Below are 24,327 nucleotides of genomic sequence, written 5' to 3'. Positions count from 1 at the left end.
ATTGCTATGCCTTCTATCGCTGCTCGCCTGATTCCTGCTTGGCTACGTCAGTACCAACTGTCTGCCCTGCCGACTGACGTCATCGCGGGATTGGTCGTTGGGGTGCTCGTCATTCCGCAAAGCTTAGGTTATGCGGTGCTAGCAGGATTGCCACCTGTTTATGGACTCTATGCGGCTATCGTACCCGTGCTGGTGTACGCATGGATAGGCTCGAGTAATGTACAAGCTGTAGGTCCCGTCGCTATCACCGCGATTATGACGGCGAGTAGTTTGCATCCTTATGCCAATGAGGGCACGCAGCAATATATATTAATGGCCAGTTTACTGTCATTGATGGTTGGCACGATGTTATGGCTGGCAGGTCGGCTTAAGCTTGGCTGGATTATGCAGTTTATCAGTCGCGGTGTGTCTGCTGGTTTTATCAGCGGTGCAGCGGTACTAATTTTTGTCAGTCAGCTTAAATATCTGACAGGGATTCCTATTGCAGGTAATGGCCTCATCGGTTATTTATCGAGTATGCAGATGTACGCTCGCCAGCTGCATCCGCTAACCTTAGTTATTGGAGTCATTGCTTTTACGCTGTTATTTGCCAACCGTTATGCGAGCAAATGGGTTTGGCGCTCTTGGTTGTCAGCTTCTTATGCTAAGTGGGCTGAGCGTCTATTTCCGCTTATTTTACTTGGTCTTGCCATCGTGTTAAGTATAAGCTTACACTGGACAACGCACGGCGTGGCAACGATTAGTACTATTCCGCAGGGTCTGCCTACTTTTACCCTGCCGTATATGCCAGATTTTCATGAAGCGCTCAACCTACTACCGAGCGCCGGTTTGATGGCATTGATTATCTTTGTTTCAAGCAGTTCCGTTGCTAGCAATTACGCACGCCTGCGCGGTGAAACCTTTGATGCCAATCGTGAGCTTACTGGTTTGGGTCTGGCCAATATGGCGGGCGGATTCTTTCAAAGCTTTACGGTCGCTGGCGGCTTTTCACGTACTGCGATGAATGCTGACTCAGGTGCCAAAACACCAGTCGCAAGCTTGGTAACGATACTGGTCATGATTGCAGCATTAATCGCTTTTGGCAATTTATTAGCGCCACTGCCCTATGCTTTATTGGGCGCGACTATCATGGCATCGATTGTCGGTCTCATTGATATGGCGACTTTAAAGTCAGCATGGCAACGCGACCGCTTAGATGCAGCAAGCTTTCTGGCGGCATTTATCGGCGTACTGATATTTGGGTTAAATACTGGCTTGGTCATCGGTTTGATGGTGTCGTTTGCCAGCCTAATTTGGCAATCGAGTAAACCGCATGTCGCCGTTGTTGGTCAGCTAGCGGGCACAGGACACTTTCGCAACATCAATCGTCATGATGTGGTGACCTTTAGCAATTTATTAATGCTGCGTATTGATGAAAGCTTGTTTTTTGGCAATAGTGAATCGGTGCATCGCAGGGTCATACAAGCGACGCTGCAGTACCCCGAAGCGCATGAAATTATTCTTATTATGTCGGCGGTCAATCATATTGACTTGACCGGACAAGAGATGCTTATTAGCCTCAATCAAGAGCTGTTGAATCAAAAAAAGCACTTAAGCTTTAGCTTTATCAAGGGACCGGTGATGGACATCATTGAGCATACACCAGTTATTACTCATCTATCAGGGCAGGTTTATTTGAGCACCATGGATGCGGTCAACGCGCTTAAGGATGTTTAATAACACTGCATTTATGCAACTCAAGTTAAATTATTAATAAGCGTTATTGTAAGTGTCAAAACATCAGTGATAAAAGCTTAATTATAAAACATCATTGACAAAACAGAGATATGATAAAAGCTGTGTTATGCTAAATTACTATTAGCTTTAATATTACTTTCTTTGTAAATACAAAAAACTCTAATACCATTTAATATATGCGACCTAAGCTACTTATGACCGATGATTTAACCATTTATAAGCAAATTTACCCAAGCCAATGCGTCAAGATTGCCGAGCTTGGCTACCGCTCTGTGCTCAATATTCGACCTGACGCTGAGACAGAGACGCAGCCTAATAGCTGTGATTTCACCCATGCGACGGCAAAGGCTAACCTCACCTATCAGCATTTGCCATTTGATGATGAGCGTTTAAGCATGGCGACTGTCGAGCAATTTGCGGCATTTTATCGCACCATGCCAAAACCCATCCTGATGTTTTGCGGCACAGGTGCACGCGCCAAATTACTGTATCAAAGTGCGCTGATGCAAGGCTTGTTGTAGAGAGCAGATATACTTTATTGAAATACTTTAATCTAAGCGTAAAAGTTTCATTTTTACGCTAAAAAATAACAAGGAGCTCTTATGAGCCATCAAGTTAGTATTACCGGACAAATCACCCCTGATCAAGTACCTATGATTGCTGAAAATGGTTTTAAAACCATTATTAACAACCGTCCAGATGGTGAAGAGCCGAATCAACCTACCAGTGCTGAGATTGAAGCCGCTGCTAAAAAAGCAGGGCTTGCTTATAAAGAAGTATCTTTCGCCGGTAGTGAGCTCAATCAAAACCATGTCGAAGCATTTGCTGACTTTTTTAACCAAGCTGAGCAGCCAATGCTAATTTTTTGCCGTACCGGTAACCGCTCAACAGGTATCTACGAAGCGGCAAAGCGTATGGACTTGTTAGACGATTAATACTGATTTAAATATAATTGTCATTGCTTAAAAAACGCCTGTCCAAACTTTGGATGGGCATTTTTTTGCATATTACTCAACTATAGACTGGTTAATTTTTAATATTGGAGACATAATAAAATCCTACTGATACTCCTTAATAGGACTTTATGATGCAAAAACCGTTACTCATCATTGGCAATAAAAATTATTCGTCGTGGTCATTGCGAGTTTGGCTACTACTCAAAGCATTTAATATTGATTTCGATGAGCAATTGATTGAGCTCTTTCATTCATCAGCGACAGTTATTCTCAATGAACATGCGCCAACAGGCAAAGTACCGGTTCTAGTCTATGCTCAAGGTGATGATAAAGTCACGGTCTGGGATACCTTAGCGATTACTATTCACGCCAATGATTATCTGACGAACTTAGATGTTTGGACAGGAATGAGTAAGTCTAATACTAACAGCAATACCAGCAACAGAATAAACAGCGCTTATTGCCAAAGCATTATCGCTGAGATGCACTCAGGTCTAATGGGCATTCGTAGTGAGATGCCGATGAACATTCGAGCTACCGCGAAGATACAACCAAGCGCTGCCTGTCTAAGTGATATTGCACGTATAGAAAATATCTTTGCAGATTGTTTAAAGAATCGCCCAAAAGACAGCTACCTATTTGGACTATTCACGGCTGCCGATGCTTTTTTCGCCCCTGTGGTTCTACGCTTGCGGACTTATGTGGATGCCTCGGGCATACAGTTGAAACCGATGACGAAACAGTATTGTGAAACGATGTTAAACAATACTCATCTACAAACTTGGCAAGAAGCAGCACTCAATGAAACTCGTGTGATTAAAGAAGACGAAGCGGGTAAATTACTTTCGATAGCTGGTGTATTGGCAAGTTAAAAATCTATCAAAGCCAAAATCAAACGTTTGCTAAATTTTTCATAACGCTTAAGATGATAGGAATACAAGGACTGTGATCTATTTAGCAAGTTACTTTTAATACGCTTTCAATATGTGTTCAATATGTCTTTAATACGCCTCTACATTTAACAAGGAATGTTCCATGAGTAATACCGCGTTAGCTTTGCTGCCGTTAGCCCTTGCCTACATTATGTTTACCTTAGGGACAGGGCTCAAGCCCAGTGATTTTAAGGTTATCGCAAGTAATCCCAAAGCATTCTTTGTGGGTTTGGTAAACCAAGTTATCTTTGTACCACTTGTGGCTTTAGCAGTCGTCTTACTAATGTCGCCACCACCCGCCATCGCCTTTGGTATCATGCTAATTAGCTTTTGCCCAGGCGGCGTGACCAGTAACATGCTCACCTACTATGCTAAAGGTAATGTAGCGCTGTCAGTGGCGCTCACGGGCGTGGTCAGTCTGTTATCAGTGGTGACACTGCCTATCTTAATCACTTTGGCTTTTAATTATTTTATGAAAGACCAAGCAGGCTCTATCAGCGCGCTAAAAATTGGTGTAGTGATGTTTCTATTGACTACCTTACCTGTGACCCTAGGTATGCTTGCACGTTATAAATTTACTGATTTTATGGTGCGTAGAAGCAGCATTCTAAATGGCTTAGCCAGTCTCTTTTTTGTCTTAATTGTCTTTGCTGCTATTGCGACCAACTGGCAATTACTACAAGAGCAGCTGACGTCTATTGGACTTGAGCTAGTCTTTATCATTATCATCTTATTTGCGTTAAGTATTTTAACTTCTAAAGCCATGCAGCTCAGCTGGTTTGATACCAAAACCATCGCTATTGAGACCAGTATTCAAAACAGCACAACTGCGATTACCTTAGCACCTATTATCATGGGAACAGCCGTTGGTCTACCTGCTATCGCTTTACCCGCTGCTGTCTATGGTGTGTTGATGTATGTGGTTGCGCTGCCCGTGATTGCGTTGATTCGGAATAAAAACTGATTGTATAAGCACAAAAAAAGCCATCTCCAATGAGATGGCTTTTAACATTAAATTTAAAGCTAAATAACTTATTGCATTACCAAGTATTCAAATGCTGATAATGCTGCTTTTGAACCTTCGCCCATCGCAATATTAATCTGCTTAAAGGGCACAGTGGTCACGTCGCCACAGGCAAAGATACCTTTACGATCGGTACGGCAGCGCTCATCAATTTCAATCTCATCAAAGCGGTTTAAATCGACAAAGCCTTTGATAAACTCAGTATTTGGCACTAAGCCAATCTGAACAAATACCCCTGCAACATCAAGCTCTTTATTCTCACTGCTGCTACGATCTTGATAAACGAGAGACGATACCTTATCGTTTGTCGCTTTAATTTCTTGGGTTGCCGCACTGGTAATGATATCGATATTTGCCTTTTCTTTGGCTTTATTAATCAATACCTGATCCGCTTTCAAATCATCAGCAAACTCAAGGACGGTGACATGCTTAACAATACCTGCTAAGTCTAATGCCGCTTCGATACCAGAGTTACCCCCACCGACGACAGCGATATCTTTACCTTTAAAGAAGGGGCCATCGCAATGCGCACAGAAAGCCACGCCTTTACCGATATTCTCATCTTCACCCGGGACACCAAGCTTACGCCACTGAGCACCGGTCGCTAAGATAATACTACGCGTCTCAAAGGCCTCACCGGTATTTAGATGAATGCGATAGTTTTGCTCTTCAGTTTCGCTAATTTCTTTGACGCTGACATGCTCTTTGAGGGTAATGTCATATTCATGCAAATGCTTTTCAAAGTTCGCCGACAGCTCACTACCGGTCGTTAAAGGTACAGAGATTAAGTTCTCAATATCTTGAGTGTCTTTTACTTGCCCACCGATACGGTCAGCAACCATAGTGACTTTTAAGCCTTTACGCGCCGTGTAAATCGCCGCCGCAACGCCAGCAGGACCGGCTCCAATAATCGTCACATCTTGCTGTTCTAACTGTTCAGTGTCGTCAGCAGCTTCTGCTAATAAATCAGGAAATTGCTCTTGCAACTTCTCAATCAATTTAGCCGTGTCAATTAGACCATTAGCAAACGGCTTACCGTTTAAAAATACTGCTGGCACGCCTTGGATATTATTGGCTTCTACCTGCTCTTGGAATAATGCACCATCGATCATCTCATTACTAATGTCATCGTTTAGCAGCGCAAACTGGTTCAACGCCTGTACGACTTCTGGGCAGCTGTGGCAAGAGAGCGACACGTAAGTCTGAAACTGTAGCGGCTTATTAAAGCGCTTAATCAGCTTTTGAATACCTTCATCAAGTTTTAGCGTATGACCACCCGCTTGCAAAATCGCCAAAATCAACGAGGTAAATTCATGACCTCCAGGGATACCGCTAAAGACAATACCGGTATCGGTCAATGTACCATCGATATGGCTGATTACTTTAAAGCTAATCGGGCTTGGCAAGCTTTCATCGGTAGCTGTACTGTCAAAATTAATCTTATTTGTGGTTCCAGCAATTTTGGTCAAAAAATCTATCAGCTCAGCGCGCTTACTGTGTTCGCCACTACCCAATACAAAGGTAATTGGGCGGGTCATATTTTCACTGTAACTTTTGACTGCATCTAATAAGCTTTGGTCTATCATAATTGTTCCTCATTATTATCGAATATGTAACGTTCGCATCAGGGCTACGCGTTTAAATAGGTGAGAGTCATATGCTAGTATTGCTATTTATATGCAGCATATAACCTTTGATACCTCTATTATCAAAGGTTTGGCGGTCTTGGACAAGCTGATAAACTCAAACTTTATGTTTTATAAAACCTATCATAAATCATTATTTTTATTTAATTCCAAAATTACTTACAAATGATAATCAATACTAACCATAGTATATAGGTATTTTTTTCGCTACAATCGAGTAAAGCGGATAGAAAAACTCTGTGCGCCTGATAGCACGTTTTCTTTTATAAGTACTTGATAAACCTGTTTATTAAAAGTATTTTTTAAGAGTAAATATGCTAATGTTAAGCCTAATCGTTGTTCGGAAAAATAACGGTTTGGTTCCATAAAATCTAAGTCTCATAATCATAGCAATTCATCACAAAAATCTTAACTACTATGCGCGGATGCTTATGCAGGCTTGCGCTTCATAACAAGGATGACAAGATGAGAAAGACAGATACATGGCAAGATAACAAAGATATTATTGCTGAGCTTAAGAAAAAGGACAGTCATTTTGCGACTATTTTTGATGAGCATACCCAGCTTGATCAGCAAATCAACCAGCTAGATAAAGATTTGGTCAAACATGCCAGTCGCGATGAAGAAATTGAGCAAATGAAACGGCGAAAGCTGCATTTAAAAGATGAGATTTATAAAATAATCGATAAAAATAAATTACAATCTCATGCCTAGCATGCAGTTACTTCATGAAAAATATGGACTAGCGAAAAATAAAAATACAATCTCTTGCATGACATAACTTACAAGACATAAAAGACCCCATCAACCTAAGCTGATGGGGTCTTTTTTTATCGCATTGATATAACTAAAACTAGAATATTCAATACCACAAATATCTAAATCGTTAAGCTACTATTTAGATTTTACCAACTAAATCAAGGCTTGGTTTTAGGGTTTCTTGACCTTGTTCCCAAGCTGCTGGGCAAACTTCGCCGTCGTTTTCACGAACATACTGTGCTGCTTTTACTTTACGTAGCATATCTTTTGCGCTACGGCCGATGCCGCCAGCATGAATCTCAGCAACTTGAATTAAGCCGTCTGGATCTACTAAGAATGTACCGCGCTCAGCTAGACCGGCTTCTTCAATCATGACGTTAAAGCCACGAGTGATACGACCAGTAGGATCGCCGATCATTGGGTAAGTTACTTTGCCGATTGCTTCTGAAGAATCATGCCATGCTTTATGGGTGAAATGTGTATCGGTTGATACTGAGTACACTTCTACGCCCAAACCTTTAAGCTCTTCGTAATGAGCTGCCATGTCTTCAAGTTCAGTTGGGCAAACAAAGGTAAAGTCAGCTGGGTAAAATAAGAAGATTGCCCAGTTACCTTTTACGTCTTCTGAAGTGATGGTTTTGAACTCACCATTTACAAACGCATCTGCTGAAAATTCTGGAATTTCTTGATTGATAATAGACGCCATGATTGGCTCCTCTTTTTGATTGATTGTTGTTGAGTTAATGAGTGCTTATTGTTGGTTGTTTCTACTAACCCTTTGTTTAACTGGGCTACCTGACAAACTATACGCGAATTCTATGGTTAATCCAGTTAAAAGTTTTTAATGTGATGTTTTGTTTTATTAAACTTGTTAAACTATTCTATCTGCTTTTTTATCTGTACATCGGCATTAAATGGCTATGGTACACAAGATAAACGAGTAAAACAAATCGCATTAAAGACCTATTAATAGAGAGTTTTTATGATTACCTTACGTCAACTTGAGTTTGCCTTAGCCGTTGCCAAACATCGTCACTTTAAACGCGCAGCAGAGGATTGTAATATCTCGCAGTCTGCATTGAGCCTTGGTATCGCAGAATTAGAGAAACAGCTTGATACGCAGATTTTTGAGCGAAATAATAAGCAAGTACTGATTACGCCTATCGGTGAAGACATCCTAACGCGGGCGCAGCGCGTATTTTCGGAAGTCAATGATTTGACCACGCGCGCGCATAGTCATCAATCACCCCTTGCCTACCCTATGACTGTGGGTATCATTCCAACGATTGCGCCTTATCTGCTACCAAAAGTGTTGCCTGCGCTGCGTGAGCACTATCCAGAATTTCGTATGACCATTGTCGAGCAGCAAACGGAGCGCTTACTCGAACAAGTGCGTTACGGTCATATTGATACCGCTATTATTGCGCTGCCGTATGCGGTAGATGGCTTGCATACTTTTGAGTTCTGGGCGGAGGATTTCTTTGCCGTCTTTCCAAAAGACGACGTCCATGCCAAGCTTAAAACCATCAATGCTGATGAGCTAGCAACGGCCAATCTGATGCTATTAGGGGAAGGACATTGTTTAACCGATCAAACCTTGACGGTCTGTCATTTTGACCGTGCACAGATGAAATCAAGTTTTTCTGATGCTAGCTTAAACACCCTTATTCAAATGGCACTTGCCAATATGGGCACGACATTAGTGCCAGAGATGGCATTAGATCAGCTGCATCTGCAAAACCAAGACGCAGTTGCAGTGCCACTAGCCGAGGAAGGACCGCATCGTCATATCGCCTTCGTCACCCGTTTAAATTATGCCCGCGTCGATGATGTCAATTTATTAGGTAAGCTCTTTAAACAAGCATTTGAAGGCGCGGCTAATAAAAAATAAATCGCTAGTTTTAAATCACAGGTAGTCGCCAAATAAAGGTTAACTATGGACGGGTTGTCACAAATAGAAACTGAGCTTGCTAAGCTTTTCGAGTGGCATTTAACGGCTATTAATAGTGCTATCGAGACAGCAATATTAATAGCACTTTGGCAAGATATTGCCGTGCGCTATAACGAAAGCCAGCGCGCTTATCATAGCTTACGTCATGTTCAGCAATTATTTGCGCAGTTTAAACAGATTAAGCATCATTTGAATGAGCCGCATATCATTGCTTTGGCACTGTTTTATCATGATGTAATATATAAGCCGACGTGCTTAGATAATGAGCTAAAGAGTGCAGAATATGCCGTAGAATCGTTAACTCCTTATCTAACTGCTGAGCAATGCCAACATATCTACGCGCTGATTATGATGACGGCTAGCCATCAAATTGCTGACATTGATGAATGGTCATACAAAGCTAGAAAAAGCGATGCCGCCTATTTACTAGATATGGACTTAAGTATTTTAGGGGCATCTTGGTCGGAGTATGAACAGTACGCGCAAGCTATCCGCCAAGAATATGCGCATATCTCAAACGAAGATTATCGCGTTGGACGCATAGCAGTATTAAAAGGATTATTAGCGCATCCAACGCTTTATCTAACTGATTATTACTCTACGCGGTTAGAAATGCCGGCTCGACGAAACATCAAGCGTGAGATTACTTCGCTCGCATCTTAATAAATAACTCACTGCCCTGCCGTGCGGGATGTGAGTTATCGCTTGGTTCTATGATTTCAATATCAAAACGAGTCGAAAAACGCTGATGGTACTCCTCTTTTGTGCCGCCAAATGGTGGCTCTTGTCGCCCGAAATCTTTATCAAACAGTAAACCAACCAGCTTACCATTCGGTTTCAATAATGCTGCCATCTGCGCTATATATTCATCACGGCGCGCAGGATTTATGGCACAAAAAAACGTCTGCTCCAGCACCCAATCAAACTGATATTGCTCAGCTGATAGCTCAAAAAAGTCAGCACAGATTAAATTCTCAGCTGGAAAGCTAGGATAACGCTTAGCAAATGCTTGAATGGGCGCAGGCGCAAAATCAACCAAGGTGACATTGGTAAAACCTTGCTCATGCAGATAACCGACCTCGTAAGCATTACCTGCTCCCGGTACTAGAATAGCTTGATCTTTAGCGGATTCAGGTAATTGATCAATATAAGCTTTAAGTGGTGGTGACACCTGTCCCATATCCCAGCCGATACTGTCTTGCTCATAACGCTGCTGCCAAAACTGCACTTGATTGACGTTTTCCATATCACATCCTTGTCTCGATAAAGAACCTTATCTTAGCAGATTAAGGCATGACATCCGGTTATTTGAAGTAGGCTATCCTTTAATCTAGCTGACCTGTTTTACCTGCCAGCATATTATGCCAATACTGATAATCGGGCATGGCGGTCGCCACCGTTTGCCAAAAGGCGCGGCTATGATTGGCATGATGCAGATGACACAGCTCATGGACGATGACGTATTCGGTACATTCAATAGGATAAGCAGGCAGATACACAGATAACCAAATTCGGCGCGCACGCGTGTTACAACTACCCCAGCGCGTATGCATTTTTTTTAGGCGTATCTCATTAGCGTGAGCACCAACAATTGGTTGCCATTCTTTAAATAATGCAGGTACAACTTCAGAAAGCTGTTGCCGATAGTAGGCAATCTTTTCATCATGACTCAGCGTGAACGATTGCTTTACACCCCACAATAGCAGCGTGTTATCGGCAATCGAAGCATCTTTTAAAGGGATTCGCTTGCGTTTATATTGTTCTAAAACTTGCGCATGATTTTCTATTGCCCATGGCACGCGTTTCTCTATAGCGAGTGCGGCTTGCGCTGAGCTAATAGATAACGGCACAGAAACTAGCAGTTTATGGGGTTTTAAGCGAAAGTTGATATTTTTAACCCGCTTCTTGCTGATATGTAGCTCAATATCCGCTTGCGCCAAATAATGTATAGATTTCTCTAGTAAAAGTGACTGGTATGCAGACGGCATATTCATACTCACAGCGCTTGCAAGTGATTGTCAAACGACATCATATGACATTTGCTGTCTTTAAGAATACGCTCATTTTTCTCTACAGCATTCATTTTTGCCGCTGCCAAGTTATTAACAGTTAACGCGGTTAACTGACCTTGACCATCACTAACAATAAAGCCTGATTGCTCATCACGACTATCTATATTATCAGTGCATTTGCTATACAGTACTGCTGCTCCTGCACAATCTGGCAGGCTAACATCATCTATCAAGGTGTGAGTATTTAAATCATAGAGCGCCGCACAGCCGCCAATCGGTGTGGTTACGCATAATAAGTTACGCCCACTATCGACCGCCACACTGGCGATATATTGATGAAAGCGTTGCCATTGATTATTGGGCATAATAAGCGCTTTAAAATCAGCATCACCGCGTTTATGAGTCAATACTAGCGGCACATTGATATGCTTTTCACCTTGAAACTGAATACCTATCATCACCGTTCCATCGTTATGCATGGCCAGGTGACGTACGCTCATTTGATTGTGTTCAGGCATAATTTGCTCAAGTAAAGCACCAGTATGACGATTGAGGTAAACCAATGATGGACGCATGCTATCTAGATTGAGTTCTTCACGCGACGCTTGTTCGGTTTTGATACCGCCGTTAGCAATTACTAACGTCTCGCCGTCAGGATGCATAATCAGCTCATGCGGACCAATGCCATGCGAGTCAAATTCTGCTATTTTTTTATAATTGTCATCAGCATCATAGATACCGATTTTACCGTCCAAACTTATCGTATCGTTTTCGGTGACATAGAGCAACTTACCATCAAGGATATAACAAGCATGCCCATAGAAATGACGATTACTTGATGCTTTAATAGCAAATTTTACTTGTCCATTCGCCGTGTCTAATACCCAAAACTTTTCACTCGGACGACGACCCATCACTACGACATCACGATTTTTTTTATGGTTAGCAGATGTGCTTTTACGGTCAAAAATAGGCTGAACAACAATATCGTGGACACGTTCAGGCATAGTGGTTTGCCAGACGATTTGTCTATCGGCATCGATACCAACCACGCCAAAGTCATTTCCATTATGACAGGCCTCAGCGCTACCATCATTTGCTAACCCGATATTTTTTGGCATGGAGGCGACACCGCTAACCCAGCAAACGGTGCGCGGCAATACGGTAGTGGTATGTGCGGCGCTAAATTCAGTTGCGCCGTTAGTATAGGTGTGTTGCTTATCCTCTATCGGTAAACGATAAGCCTGTTGCCATGCAGTTGTAGCTTGCTGACAAGCATGGCGAAACTGTACGAGCTCGCGTTTTAGTGTTGAGCTTAGCGACTGCAACTGCGAGCGCATACCTACCGCATAATCTTGCAAGCTAGCATCAGGATGACGCTGCTTACGATAACGATGATGGATACTAACAAGCGCGGCTGTACCCATGAAAGCAGACAGCATGGTCAATGCCGATGTCACAAACAGCTCAGAATTAGGCTGATTCTCTTGTGGCTGCTGTTGTGAATGACTTGCTATTTTAGTATTTAGAGAATGCATTTTTTAATCGCCATCAGTGCTGTTAAAACCCACACGGATACCGAGCGTCGGAATTAATTGGCGTTTAATGATGCGCGTAATAGTCGTCAGCTTATCATACAGCTCTTGCTGGGTGGCTTTATCGGCAGTCGCTAGGTCTTCTGGCATTTGCGCCAATAACGTGGTCGCATCAGCAAGCGCAGTCGATAGATTATCCGCCACTGCGTTTTCATTATTGCTGCCAAGAATAGCGGTTAAGACGGGATCGGTCATTGCTTTATTGAGCGTGGCCAATTTAGCATTGATAATCGCGCGGCTTTGCCCTGCGGTGGCAGCTGGCAGGTGACCTTTTTTCTTACCGGTTAAGCCTAATGGCTGATCAATGGCATTGGACTTCATGGTCTCAACCAGTGACAATAAAGAATTAAACCATTGATTCAATCCTTGATCGCTTTTAGCTGTTTTATCAATGGCTAATAGATCAGTAGCATTCTGCTGCCAGTTTTTCTCAATATCTTTAAGGCGCGTGCTTAAGGCACTGCTTGCGGTCAGCACATAAGCACATTGACCAGCATCCAAGCTATCATTGGCATATAACGCTTCTTCTAATCCTGGTATACCTTGGACAATAGCGCTCTCATTAGCCAGTTGCTCAGCGGTAAGCTTGGGATTGGCAGCAATGAGATCGGCAACGCCACCATGCACCAGACCGCGCTCATCAGGATAATAATTGATATATAAATTACTCATGCTCGCCGTCGCTGGTCCAAAATTAATCATCTCAGCGCCAGCCCATGCTTGTGCGAGCACCAACCATTGTTCGCGCAATTCTTTTAGCGCATCACCGCTGACCTGCGCTTGCTGACAATGCTTTTGTGCCAACTCATGCAATAAATCACTCTGCTTCGCTGCATCTGCATAAGCTGGAATAACAATGTCATTTGCCACATGGGTCAAATAGGTCTTTTCAGTATCGTCACTAATATCGACAGCGGTAATTTTATCTGTACTATTGTCTTTTTCAGCTGTAGCCGTAGAAGTAGCGCTATCTTGTGTAACTTGGCTATCTACTTCTGGCGCTTTGCTCTCATCAGCAGGTTTTACGCAGCTGATGAGGATACCCGCACTTATTGCTGATAGTGCCATTGCTAGAGCATGGTTTATTTTCATAGGTTTCTCGGTATTTATATGGCTATTTATATGAGCAATTATTCAAATCTATATACTTGATGAGGATAGCTTTTAAATGGCTTTTAAAGCCCGTAGCCTAACTCTTATAACGACTTTAAGAACGCATTTAATTCACTACGACCTTGTTTATCAAGCTTAAGCACCTTTTGTTTCTGCTTTTCAGCTTCACCGCCATGCCATAGCACCGCTTCCATCAGCGTACGGGCACGACCATCATGTAAAAACGTCGCTTGCGAATCCACGGTTTGCGCCAGCCCAATGCCCCATAGTGCAGGCGTGCGCCATTCATAGGAGTTGGCTAAAAACTCAACTTGTAAATCTTTTGATGGTAGCTTGCCAGCAATGGTACGATCGGCAAGATCATTTCCCATGTCATGTAACAATAAATCGGTATAAGGATAAATCACTTGCCCATGCTGCTCAAGATGGTCATCGTCAGTTTTTGGCAACTGATAGCGTGGCGTATGACAGCTTTGACAACCCATATCATAAAAGCGTTTTTTGCCTCCTAATACTAGCTTATCATCAGCATTGCGGCGATGCGGCACTGCCAGATTACGAGTATAGAATTCAACAAACTTGACCACCTCATCATTGACTTCAACTGGTAGTTTGCCATTACCTTGCTCATCAGCACCCGTTGCCGCATTTATACAAGCGGCCTGCGTTGGCATGCAAGATTCATGCGGACGAATATTGGAAGTCAGTCCCATATCTTCATTAAAGGCACTTTGGTTTTGAGTAATCAATTTAGTTTGGCCAGCTTTCCAGCCAAAGCGACCTAATGTCACTTTACCCGTTTGCGGATCCATAACCCAGTTGAATTTGCCACTGATATCATCATTGGCTTTATTTGTCTTTATAGCTTGCTTTTTAATAGCTTCGTCTGGGATTTGCTCGAGTAGCCCAAGCCCAATCATAGGTAAAGCCACACGTGGTGACACCATCAGCTCATCATTAAATGCACCATAACCGGGTTTGGCTAATTTAAAGGTTGGCGACCGCAACGTTTCGACATGACCATCAGCAAAGGTAACGGGTTTATCTTTCCACTGTACCGCAATTCGTGCTTCAGCAGGTACGCCTTGAATACCGCGGTCCTGCAATTGACCACCATACATAGGGTGCACAACTTTTTCTATTAAGGAATCTTTTAATTTTTGTCGCTGCTCATCGGTAGTAGCAGGCATAGCAAGACGGATGAGCAAGCTATCAGCATCATCTTCACTGCTCATAGGCGCATGACCGCGACCGTCTTTGATATGACAGGATTGACAGGCAGCCACGTTAAATAAAGCCCCAAGACCATCACGGCTATCGGTACTCGCCGGCGCAACTACCCATGGCTGCCTAAAAAATGCATTGCCGATAAAGAAAGAACCTTTGCGTGAAGCGGTAATATTTGAGGAAGGTTTAGAGTAGCTCTCGCTAGTCGTGATACTAATACCGGTATCGCCGCCTTGCTTAATCTCTTGCGCATCAAAGCTGGCAAGCTGCTGCATAGGCACGCCAGCTAAACCCTCAATAGTCTGAACCCGTTCAAAACTAATTGCTTGAGAATGGCTGATTTCTTGGGTTTTGCCGTCATCTGTAGCATTATTAGCAACATTATTACTTGGATTGTCACTTGGCTGACAGGCGCTTATTGATAGTGCTGCACATATTATGCCTAGCGATAGCTTCAGTGGCGAATGCTTAAATATCAAAGAGGGAGAAAACGCGATAAATTGTTTAGCTTTTAACACCTTACTGCTGCTCATAGGGAACCTTAGCTCTAATATGGAGCCATTAAAATCGCGTGCTATAATTTTTTCACTTCTATTCGATAAATAATCACTGCACAACAGCCTATCTAGCTGTTTTAATACGCTATGAAAAAACACGCTGCCAACGGTAGTCGACAACATGCTTATGATACCTAAATTACTTTTCCATCAAAATAATTCTCATTCACGTATAGCGACTTATCAGGCATACTTAAAACTGTGAGCCTGCATCAGCATCTAGATTATCAATACCAACTGCTTTTGCCGCGTTTTCAATACCAGCGGTTAGCTCTTGTAAACTGGTGATACTGCTTTTAATCCAACCACGGCGTTTTTTTTGCTCTTCAGCAGAGATACCATGCTTGCTTGCTTGTCCTACCGTCGCAATCATTTGGTCGACCTTGATACCGTCTTTTTCGCCTTTATCAACAATTACCTTAAAGGCCGCTTCTACTTTAGCAAAATCAGCCGCCAGCTTATCAGCCGCCTCTGTATTACCAGTATCGATAAGATAGTGTTTAACGCCGTATCCGCCAACCGTTTTACCGGCGACGGTTTTATAGCTGCCATTAAAGACATTTTGAATACCACGGGCATTATTGGCGTAGCTTAAATGGGTTAAATCACTAAAACATTCATGCTCATCTTCGGTAGAGCCAGTGACAAAGGCTACTTGTATGCGCTCAGATGCAAGCTCACCAAGCGCTAAGCTGCCCATTTGGTACATGATTTGACGCAGACCGTTTTTGTCTTTACGTTCCATCATATCGCTACGTAAGGTGTTTTCGCTGTTAGGCTGCCACTGAGCTTCCATCGCTGTCAAATCATTAACCAACAGCTGAGTAGCGGCTTTTAAATACTGCCCACGGCGCTCGCAAATACTGGCATCAGTATTGACCGTTTCACCGCTGGTACATTCACCGTCTGTTGTTATATAGTCGCTCACCGGACGGTTGCCTGCGCCTTCACCGACGCCATTGGTATCTTGACCCCACAGCATAAACTCAATCGCATGATAGCCGGTGGTGACATTGGCTTCACTGCCACCAATCTCACTCATCTCAGCCAATAATTCAGGCGTAATGGTGGTCGTATCTTGTTTTAGGCTACCGACTGTAATGCTCTCGCTGTTAATAATATTGTCCTGACTGTTATATTCGCCCTCATAACTGTCACTCACATAATCAATCAACGCCTCATCAAGCGGCCAAGCATTTACCTGCCCTTCCCAACCATCAATACTGCCAAGCGCACGTTTGTCATTAGCAGTTACAAACCCTTCGTCAAAGCGAAATATTTCAGTCTGTGAATAAGGCTGGCGCGCAGCTTTATAAGCGGCTTTAGCAGCGTCAAGATTGGCTTCGGTCGGCGTTTCTACATAGGTATTGACTGCCGTTTGTAATAGTTTGGCAGTTTCTAAAGAATCCTTGTATGCGGCGTGTGCCATATCAGCATAGCTAATCAGCAAGCGATCGATATGTGCTTGAGCAGCAGCTGATGAGGTTGTGGTAGCGGTATTTTCTGCCCCTTGCGTCTCAGTTTGAGCAGCCGTATTTGCAGTGTTATCAGACTGTTTACTACAGCCTGAGAGCATTAGCATTCCTGCCAGTGCAGCAGCTAAAGTAGTCGGTAAAATTTTACGGCTTGGCGCTGGGCTGATATTCATACACGTCCTCGATGAGATACACTAAATAAAATAGCAAAGTAGAAGTCTAGAGAGTTAGAATGTGAGAATTTTGCAAGATAAATAGCAAATATTGATTAGAGTAGAACTGTCGATTTAACAATATCATTAGATGCTGGCAGAATTTAATACTTGCGAATTATAATGTTATTGATAACTATTATCAAATATAATTTTAAAATCCTACATAAGTTTTATGATAAATTTCAGGCAAAAAAAGACCAGCTTTGCGCTGGTCTTTTTGTTTAATTCTTTATTTTTTCTTGATTTTTAGTCAATCAATATTGATTAACGAACGCTGTTTGGTGCGTTAACCGTTAGCTCAACACGGCGGTTTTGCTGACGACCATAATCACTGTTGTTATCAGCAACTGGACGCGACTCGCCATAAGCGACTACATTGATACGGTTAGAAGCTACGCCACGTGCACTTAAGTAGTTCGCTACTGCATAAGCACGGTCACGTGATAATTTCATGTTATAAGCATCAGTACCTTTACTGTCGGTATGACCAGCGATAGTGATGGTGTTTTGGTTATATTCATTCATTGTAGAAGCAAGTTTATCAAGCGTTGGTCTAAATGATGGGTTTAAAGACGCATCATCAAATGAGAACGTAATGTTACCTGGCATAACCAAATCAATGTTACCGTTGGCGTTTGGTGTAACAGTCACGCCAGTACCAGCCATTTGCTGCTGAAGTTGCTTGGCTTGACGATCCATGTAGTAACCAACGCCTGCACCTAATGCAGCGCCAATAGCAGCATCACGACCTGTTTTGTCGCCACCTGTTGCTTTTGAGATAGTCGCGCCACCAGCTGCACCAGCTAATGCGCCAAGTGCAGACTTGTTAAGAGTCTGTTGGCCAGTGTATGGATCTGTAGCACAACCGCTTAGAGCCAAACCTGATGCTACTGCTGCAATCATTAATGTATTACGCATAATATTTCCTCTTAAGTTAAAAAAATCGATAGATAAATTTGCTTTTTATAAATATTACGTATGACAATTATCGGTCAGCAATATCGTTTAGATGTTTATCTACACTTGCCATTATTATGGCAATTGCCATCCATTTGTGTGTAATATTTTGTCACATCTATGTATGGAAAGTGCATAAGTATTTATGACTTATTGCTTAGCAACATAGCCAATTTGCTACCGCAAGTCACGTTTACAGTCGTACACTCTAATTTTTTTCTGCTAAAATCAGCCAACAAAATGATTATTTCATAAATAATATTAAGACCTGAAGCGAAATAACAACTGAACTTAGTTGAGGTATTAAATCTTTCAAAATATTAAAAAATCTATTCAAAAGTACATTGGTTCAATGAAGTATAGGCGCTTGTTAATAATGACTTGTTAAGTGTTATATCATGAGCTTTATACTCTATAGCTTTTGCCAATTAATAAGAGTCTACATTAACGACACATCAGTGATATATTTTGAGGTTGGTTAAAAAATTCTAAAAAAAGTTACGTGATTAACGAAATGAATAGGAAGGGATTGGATATGCGCTTAAACTGTGCCATACAAAAGATACACGAACGTACCCCAAAATTAGCAAAAGCCATGTCGCTTGCCACAGCAACTGGGGTCATCGCTGTCAATAGCTTTGGCGGTAGCATTCCGTTATGGCTAATGGGGGTTGGTAAAATCATCACCGGCGCTCCTATCGCCGATAAGACAGTAATTAAAATCGCTGAACACTGGATTAGCAGCAACAATGCGCTGATAGATAATATGTTGCCTCGTAAAGACTGGCGCATTCATTTACCAGATGATGTCCATATGGACGGTAAATACCTGCTGGTCAGTAACCATCAATCTTGGGTGGATACCAGTATCGTGCAATATATCAGTGAAAAACGCTTGCCGCTGACCCGCTTTTTTACTAAGTTTGAGCTGATCTATATTCCTATCGTTGGGCAAGCCTTTTACTTTTTAGACTTCCCAATGATGCGCCGCCACTCTAAAGAAGCGGTTGCTAAAAATCCTGCTCTTAAAGGTAAAGATATCGAAGAAGCAAAGCGCGCTTGTGCGTTATTAAAAGACAAGCCATTTACCTTGCTGAATTATTTGGAAGGCACGCGCTTCACCCAAGAAAAACACGATAAACAAAACTCACCCTATACCCATCTATTAAAACCACGCGCCGGTGGTTTGTCGCTGGCTATTAACGCCTTGGGCGATGACATGGATGCTATCTTAGATATGACCATCGTTTATCCTGACGGCGTACCGACCTATGGCGATTTGTGGAAAGGTAATATCAAACGCTTAGGCGTCGATGTCCGCCATATTGAAATACCTGACGAGCTGTTTGCTGGTATTAAAAACGGTGGTTACGAAAACGATGAAACAGTCAAAGCACAGATGTTTGATTGGGTCGAGCAAATTTGGCGCCAAAAAGACGAACGCATTACTGAGATGCTTGCTGAATTTGATGAGACGGCAGTGAATAAAAACCGTCATGCTTAAAGTACAGAAAGTCAGTAATAGAAAATAGCTAATTACCCTACGTTATGACGCCTTCTTAAACTTTTTCGCGCTGAAAATTTTCTATTATTAAAATTGGGTGATAGTGTCAGCGGATTTTTTCTCTAAAAAGATAATGAGTAAAATACCAAATTATAATGGTTGATGGCTTGTTTTTTGGCATGATTCATTGATAATGTGAATGACCGTTAAGACTCGTTACTTATTTGGTAGTGATTGGCCGAAAGCTACTCACTACTGATGCCATTTATCACTTAATAAGGTATGACTGTGCCCGCCTCTTCTACTACCAGCGCGCCTATAAAATCAACGTCCGCGCGCAATCAGTCCTCAGACTTATCGAATAGTCCGCCACTAAGACCGAATCGTCCCAAGCCTAATCGCTTGAAGCTGACCTATGATATCGTAATGATTATCGCCATCAGTATTGATTTATTCTTAATCAGTATTGACGCTATTTTAATGAGTGGTTTTAGTCGTGACGCGGCGCAGTGGTTGACCCTAAGTGAGGCATTAAACTGGTATCAAAGTCATATCCATGATTCGTTACGGACAGCCGGTGGCTTCTTTACCTTATTTTTGATTGTAGAGCTGCTATTACGCTGGGCTATTGCTATTAAGGAAAAAGTATATTACCGCTGGTTCTTTTTCCCTTTTGTCCACTGGTATGAAGTGTTAGGCTGTTTCCCGCAGCTGCGCGCGCTGCGTTTATTTCGCGCGGTGATTATCGGACGCCGATTATATCAATTGGGTTATCAAGTATTGCCACAGCCGTGGATTAACCGCATTAACTTTTATATCGATTTACTCTTAGAAGAGCTGTCTGACCGCGTCATCTTAACGACCATTCAAACTTTTCGGCAGCAGCTCACTGACCCTAAAATGCATAAATCGTTTATTGAATCGACCATCGCACGTAATCGCAATGAGATTGAGGCGGCAGTGTTATCACTATTGCGTAAAGAGCTGGCGCCAAAACTCCAAGCACTGACTGAGTCATCAGGTGGCGGCACTATTATCGCGACCGAAATGGGCAACGCGATTAAAGAGGGGTTGGCCAATACACCTGAGCTACGCCGCTATCTGCGCATGATACCTATTGCTGGTAGCTTAATTGAATCCCAGCTCCAGCATGTCGGGCATAATATCGGTGAAAATGTAGTATATGCGCTTAATGAGCGCCTGCTTGACGCCGAACGTCTCGATGCTTTGATGGTCGCTATTGCCAGCGGCGTCGCTCAAATCGATACCGATAACAGTGCCCTTGATACATTAATATCAAGTATTATTGCCGACAGTTTGGATGAGTTTGAGGCACAAATAAAAGTGCAGCAGTGGAAGCATCAGGACATGCTTAGGTTGTAGTATTTTTAGTCAGAGCTGGCTTAGCAAAAACAGGATTACCAAGAACGAACTACCAAAGACTGACTTAATAAGAACTGGCTTTTAATCACTATAGTTTTATATAGCCATACTTTGATAATAAAAACGGCACTGTGAACACCGCAATACAACCATTTTTGAGGATTTATATTATGACGATTTCAGACAATGAGCAGCATGCCCTTACCTCATCCAACATGCCGGCGCTAGCCTTTTATGGCAAGATGCTGACCTTTTCACGGGTGCAGTTTAGCACCGATGATTTTACAGCGATTGCCGGACAGCTTGAAACCACACTGAGCAATAAGAACAGTAATATTCCAGTATTGATTGACAGCGAGGTCGAGCAAGATTTATCGGCGTTGGTAGAGCTGCTTTGGTCTTGGGGTTTGCAACCTATCGGCGTGGTCACCGGTTTGCTTGACGCGCAAGCACGCGAGCTACGTTTGGCAATATTTCCCGCTGATGGCAAACGTATCGAGCGTATTTTACCGAGCAAAAAAGCCATTACTCAGCTGAGCCAAGTCGCAGCTACTGTGCCCAACAACAGCACTGACTCTGCAACCACCGCCGATAATACAGGCTTAATATCAGACAACCAAGCGGTTGCAGCAAGCGCGATACCTGAAGTAGCTGAAACCACCTTGACCGCAGAAACGCTTATCAGCGCTGAGCAAATTACCAGCCTCATCTACGATCAAATGCTGCGCTCAGGACAAAGCCTCAATCATGTTGGCGGTGATTTAATTTTGACCAACAGTGTCAATAGCGGTGCTGAAGCCATTACCGACAATAACTTACACGTTTATGGCCGCGCCCAAGGTCGCTTAGTCGCAGGGGCAACCGGCGACAAAGACGCACGTATTTTCTGCCAAGTATTTAACCCTTCATTGGTCTCTGTTGCCGGTACGTATTGCTTACGCGACAATCTACCCGAGCATGTGATCGACAAATCGGTCGAAGTACGTTATTTAGAAGGTCAAGGCTTGGTCTTTACAGTTATGGACGATGCTTAAATTAGCTATGACACTAAGATTGTCCTAAGACACAATTGCATTCATATCAGCTAAAAAGATGAATAATAAAGACTAAATTGGCGGCTAAATGGCATAATTAATACTGTAGTAAGTTTACTTAACAAAACTGCGCTATGATGGATTTTTAGCTCTGCCACTATTTACGCTACACTATATGTACGAGGTTTGAGCGCAGATACTAGACCGTTTTTTAGCTCTTTAATCTTTGTGTTTATAGCAAGCATATATATGATATATCTTCTGTTTTTGTGCTTTAATATAGACTTGCTATAAGTTTTTGTATATTTATGCTAGGCTTACGCTCGCAGACAGTACATATACGCTAGGTGAATGCCGAGCAAATGTGCTACTTTATATCTATACTGTTTTTTATAATAAATATCCCATCAATTCATAGGAGTGTGCCATTGTGGCGAAGATTGTTGTAATCACTTCGGGTAAAGGCGGTGTGGGCAAAACCACAACCAGTGCTTCTTTTGCCGCCGGTTTAGCATTACGTGGCTATAAGACAGTTGTTATCGATTTTGATGTGGGCTTACGTAATCTAGACTTGATTATGGGCTGCGAAAATCGAATTGTTTATGACTTTGTCGATGTTATCAATGGTAATGCACGCCTATCTCAAGCGCTGGTGAAAGACAAGCAATTGGAAAATTTATATATCCTACCTGCCAGTCAGACACGTGATAAAGATGCGTTGACGGACGAAGGCGTAGCAGAAGTCATGGACGAGTTGTCTAAGCAGTTTGACTATATCATCTGTGACTCGCCTGCTGGTATCGAACGCGGTGCGCAGCTTGCGATGTATCATGCTGATGAAGCCATCATCGTTACTAACCCTGAAATCTCTTCAGTACGTGACTCGGACCGCATCATTGGTATTTTGCAAAGCCAAACTAAGAAAGTGGCTGAAAATCAAGGGACGGTACGTGAGCATCTCATCATTACACGCTACAACGCTGACCGCGCTGCTGCTAATGAGATGATGGATATCGATACCATTTCTAACGATATTCTAAAGGTGCCGTTACTTGGCGTGGTTCCTGAGAGCCATTCAGTACTTGAAGCCTCTAACCATGGAGAGCCAGTAATTCATTATACCGACTCTGTTGCTGGTCAATGTTATGACGATATCGTTGCCCGTTTCTTAGGGGAAGAGCGCCCATTACGTCATATTGATGTTAAGAAAAAGAGTCTATTACAGCGCTGGTTTGGGGGTTAATAATGAGTAAGAAAAAAGGATTTTGGAGTAGTCTATTTGGCACCGATGACAGTAGTAATGCTGGTAGTGCCAATATGGCCACTGAGCGCTTAAAGGTTATCGTTGCAAGTGAAAACCGCTTAAATAATCGTTTGACCGCTGATCGTATCGAAAAAATGAAACGTGAAATACTAGAAGTGGTTAATAAATACGTCAACGGCGTTCAGATTGATGATGTCAATATCAATCATCGTTCTGAAGACAGCTTAGATGTACTGGAAATGAATATCAGTTTACCTGAGCATAAAAAGTAAAGTTATTCACTTTATAATTATTGGCTTTATAGCTATTCGATTTACTATAAACAAGTTCATACTTTTATTGCTCCATAAAAAGCCCTAAGCATCATACTTAGGGCTTTTTTATGCTTGTGCTCTTTATCTATAGACCTTTACTTCATGCGAGCTATCAGATTGTCTTTTTTGATAAACTGATGGTATAAAGCAGCGCCAATATGAATCAAAGTAAAGGCGATAATCATTGGCCATAAAATATCTGTATGCCAGTCATTAAAGAGTCGGGCTAAGCCTCTATCTGGTGTGACGAAGACAGGGATTTGAAATAAGCCAAAGATATCAACGGCTCTGCCGCCATAGACTGACATCAGTAGCCCGGCTGTTGGCATAGCGATCAATAAAGCGTATAAGAAAAAATGTGACAATTGTGAGAGTAGTATCTGCCATTTTGGCATAGCAACCGCGGGCGGTGCTTTGGTAAATATACGATTGATCACGCGGGCAATCATCCAAAACAACAAACTAATTCCAAATGCCTTATGTAATCCGATATAGAACTTGTCATCGAGATTGCCATATAAAAATATCATGACCCAAGTGACTAGCAATAAGATGGCACTAATCCAGTGAAAGATTCGACTAGCAAATGACCACTTTGTCAGATTTGAGTTGATGGTATTCATAGTTTGCTTTATCACCCCTATTGTTCATTAGCGCTCAATGGTGCTCATT

At 42.5% G+C, this 24,327-nt stretch carries 23 protein-coding genes; 13 read left to right on the top strand and 10 right to left on the bottom strand.

The annotated features are described in order from the left end of the window. Positions 1-6: 6 nt before the first annotated feature. The 5 genes from FHS24_RS07435 to FHS24_RS07415 all read left to right on the top strand — a co-directional run bounded on the left by FHS24_RS07435 (position 7) and on the right by FHS24_RS07415 (position 4,589). A complete protein-coding gene (locus tag FHS24_RS07435; RefSeq protein ID WP_183620295.1) occupies positions 7-1,716 on the top strand; it encodes a SulP family inorganic anion transporter in 1,710 nt (569 codons plus the stop codon). 215 nt (positions 1,717-1,931) lie between these two features. Next, positions 1,932-2,258, top strand: a complete 327-nt coding sequence (locus FHS24_RS07430) for a protein tyrosine phosphatase family protein (protein WP_183620293.1) — start codon at positions 1,932-1,934, stop codon at positions 2,256-2,258. 81 nt (positions 2,259-2,339) lie between these two features. Continuing rightward, complete coding sequence (locus tag FHS24_RS07425; RefSeq protein ID WP_183620291.1) at positions 2,340-2,672, top strand: protein tyrosine phosphatase family protein; 333 nt, start codon at positions 2,340-2,342, stop codon at positions 2,670-2,672. A 152-nt stretch (positions 2,673-2,824) separates the two neighbouring features. Then, positions 2,825-3,565, top strand: a complete 741-nt coding sequence (locus FHS24_RS07420) for a glutathione S-transferase family protein (RefSeq protein WP_183620289.1) — start codon at positions 2,825-2,827, stop codon at positions 3,563-3,565. A 163-nt stretch (positions 3,566-3,728) separates the two neighbouring features. After that, on the top strand, positions 3,729-4,589 hold the full coding sequence (locus FHS24_RS07415; protein WP_183620287.1) for a bile acid:sodium symporter family protein: 861 nt from the start codon (positions 3,729-3,731) through the stop codon (positions 4,587-4,589). Positions 4,590-4,657: 68 nt separating this feature from the next. Here FHS24_RS07415 and ahpF read toward each other — a convergent pair whose 3' ends face one another. Then, on the bottom strand, positions 4,658-6,235 hold the full coding sequence (gene ahpF / locus FHS24_RS07410) for an alkyl hydroperoxide reductase subunit F (protein ID WP_183620286.1): 1,578 nt from the start codon (positions 6,233-6,235) through the stop codon (positions 4,658-4,660). A 525-nt stretch (positions 6,236-6,760) separates the two neighbouring features. Here ahpF and FHS24_RS07405 point away from each other — a divergent pair. After that, complete coding sequence (locus FHS24_RS07405; RefSeq protein ID WP_183620284.1) at positions 6,761-7,009, top strand: YdcH family protein; 249 nt, start codon at positions 6,761-6,763, stop codon at positions 7,007-7,009. Positions 7,010-7,193: 184 nt separating this feature from the next. Here FHS24_RS07405 and ahpC read toward each other — a convergent pair whose 3' ends face one another. Next, on the bottom strand, positions 7,194-7,760 hold the full coding sequence (gene ahpC / locus FHS24_RS07400) for an alkyl hydroperoxide reductase subunit C (protein ID WP_183620282.1): 567 nt from the start codon (positions 7,758-7,760) through the stop codon (positions 7,194-7,196). A gap of 276 nt (positions 7,761-8,036) precedes the next feature. On the opposite strand from ahpC, the gene FHS24_RS07395 reads away from it, so the two are divergent. Together FHS24_RS07395 and FHS24_RS07390 are read left to right on the top strand one after the other, a co-directional pair. Then, positions 8,037-8,945 carry a hydrogen peroxide-inducible genes activator gene (locus FHS24_RS07395; protein ID WP_183620280.1) on the top strand — a complete coding sequence of 303 codons (909 nt, stop codon included), beginning with the start codon at positions 8,037-8,039 and terminating at the stop codon, positions 8,943-8,945. A 45-nt stretch (positions 8,946-8,990) separates the two neighbouring features. Further along, entirely contained in the window at positions 8,991-9,668 is a 678-nt protein-coding gene (locus FHS24_RS07390) for an HD domain-containing protein (RefSeq protein WP_183620278.1), read from the top strand. On the opposite strand, the gene FHS24_RS07385 is transcribed toward FHS24_RS07390, so the two are convergent. From FHS24_RS07385 to FHS24_RS12575, 7 genes are all read right to left on the bottom strand, one after another. Then, the gene (locus FHS24_RS07385; protein WP_183620276.1) at positions 9,649-10,251 is read right to left on the bottom strand and encodes a methyltransferase domain-containing protein; all 603 of its coding nucleotides are present in this window, start codon (positions 10,249-10,251) and stop codon (positions 9,649-9,651) included. The genes FHS24_RS07390 and FHS24_RS07385 overlap by 20 nt on opposite strands. Before the next feature lie 79 nt (positions 10,252-10,330). Then, positions 10,331-10,999, bottom strand: coding sequence for a M48 family metallopeptidase (locus FHS24_RS07380; protein ID WP_183620274.1), 669 nt, complete (start codon positions 10,997-10,999; stop codon positions 10,331-10,333). A 2-nt stretch (positions 11,000-11,001) separates the two neighbouring features. Then, the gene (locus FHS24_RS07375; RefSeq protein WP_183620272.1) at positions 11,002-12,555 is read right to left on the bottom strand and encodes a DUF1513 domain-containing protein; all 1,554 of its coding nucleotides are present in this window, start codon (positions 12,553-12,555) and stop codon (positions 11,002-11,004) included. 3 nt (positions 12,556-12,558) lie between these two features. Continuing rightward, positions 12,559-13,704 (bottom strand): imelysin family protein, encoded by a 1,146-nt coding sequence (locus FHS24_RS07370; protein ID WP_183620270.1) that lies wholly within the window; start codon positions 13,702-13,704, stop codon positions 12,559-12,561. A 104-nt stretch (positions 13,705-13,808) separates the two neighbouring features. Then, positions 13,809-15,485: a di-heme oxidoreductase family protein gene (locus tag FHS24_RS07365; RefSeq protein ID WP_183620267.1), complete on the bottom strand. Its 1,677-nt coding sequence runs from the start codon at positions 15,483-15,485 to the stop codon at positions 13,809-13,811. A 217-nt stretch (positions 15,486-15,702) separates the two neighbouring features. Beyond that, positions 15,703-17,157: an imelysin family protein gene (locus FHS24_RS07360; RefSeq protein WP_183620265.1), complete on the bottom strand. Its 1,455-nt coding sequence runs from the start codon at positions 17,155-17,157 to the stop codon at positions 15,703-15,705. Positions 17,158-17,463: 306 nt separating this feature from the next. Continuing rightward, a complete protein-coding gene (locus FHS24_RS12575) occupies positions 17,464-18,117 on the bottom strand; it encodes an OmpA family protein (protein WP_183620263.1) in 654 nt (217 codons plus the stop codon). Between the two features lie 574 nt (positions 18,118-18,691). On the opposite strand from FHS24_RS12575, the gene FHS24_RS07350 reads away from it, so the two are divergent. The 5 genes from FHS24_RS07350 (at position 18,692) to minE (ending at position 23,613) form a co-directional block, all read left to right on the top strand. Next, positions 18,692-19,660 carry an acyltransferase gene (locus FHS24_RS07350; protein WP_183620262.1) on the top strand — a complete coding sequence of 323 codons (969 nt, stop codon included), beginning with the start codon at positions 18,692-18,694 and terminating at the stop codon, positions 19,658-19,660. Between the two features lie 288 nt (positions 19,661-19,948). Continuing rightward, positions 19,949-21,043, top strand: a complete 1,095-nt coding sequence (locus FHS24_RS07345; RefSeq protein WP_183620260.1) for a hypothetical protein — start codon at positions 19,949-19,951, stop codon at positions 21,041-21,043. 170 nt (positions 21,044-21,213) lie between these two features. Then, entirely contained in the window at positions 21,214-22,077 is an 864-nt protein-coding gene (gene minC, locus FHS24_RS07340) for a septum site-determining protein MinC (protein ID WP_183620259.1), read from the top strand. Positions 22,078-22,507: 430 nt separating this feature from the next. Beyond that, positions 22,508-23,320: a septum site-determining protein MinD gene (minD, locus tag FHS24_RS07335; RefSeq protein WP_183620258.1), complete on the top strand. Its 813-nt coding sequence runs from the start codon at positions 22,508-22,510 to the stop codon at positions 23,318-23,320. Between the two features lie 2 nt (positions 23,321-23,322). Continuing rightward, positions 23,323-23,613: a cell division topological specificity factor MinE gene (gene minE / locus FHS24_RS07330; protein ID WP_183620257.1), complete on the top strand. Its 291-nt coding sequence runs from the start codon at positions 23,323-23,325 to the stop codon at positions 23,611-23,613. Between the two features lie 137 nt (positions 23,614-23,750). Here minE and FHS24_RS07325 read toward each other — a convergent pair whose 3' ends face one another. Further along, positions 23,751-24,278 carry a cytochrome b gene (locus FHS24_RS07325; protein ID WP_183620255.1) on the bottom strand — a complete coding sequence of 176 codons (528 nt, stop codon included), beginning with the start codon at positions 24,276-24,278 and terminating at the stop codon, positions 23,751-23,753. Positions 24,279-24,327: the final 49 nt, after the last annotated feature.

It is taken from the genome of Psychrobacter luti (assembly GCF_014192115.1).
Taxonomy (GTDB): Bacteria; Pseudomonadota; Gammaproteobacteria; order Pseudomonadales; family Moraxellaceae; genus Psychrobacter; species Psychrobacter luti.
The sequence above is the reverse complement of the archived record's forward strand: the minus strand, read 5'-3'. Positions and strand labels throughout refer to the sequence as shown.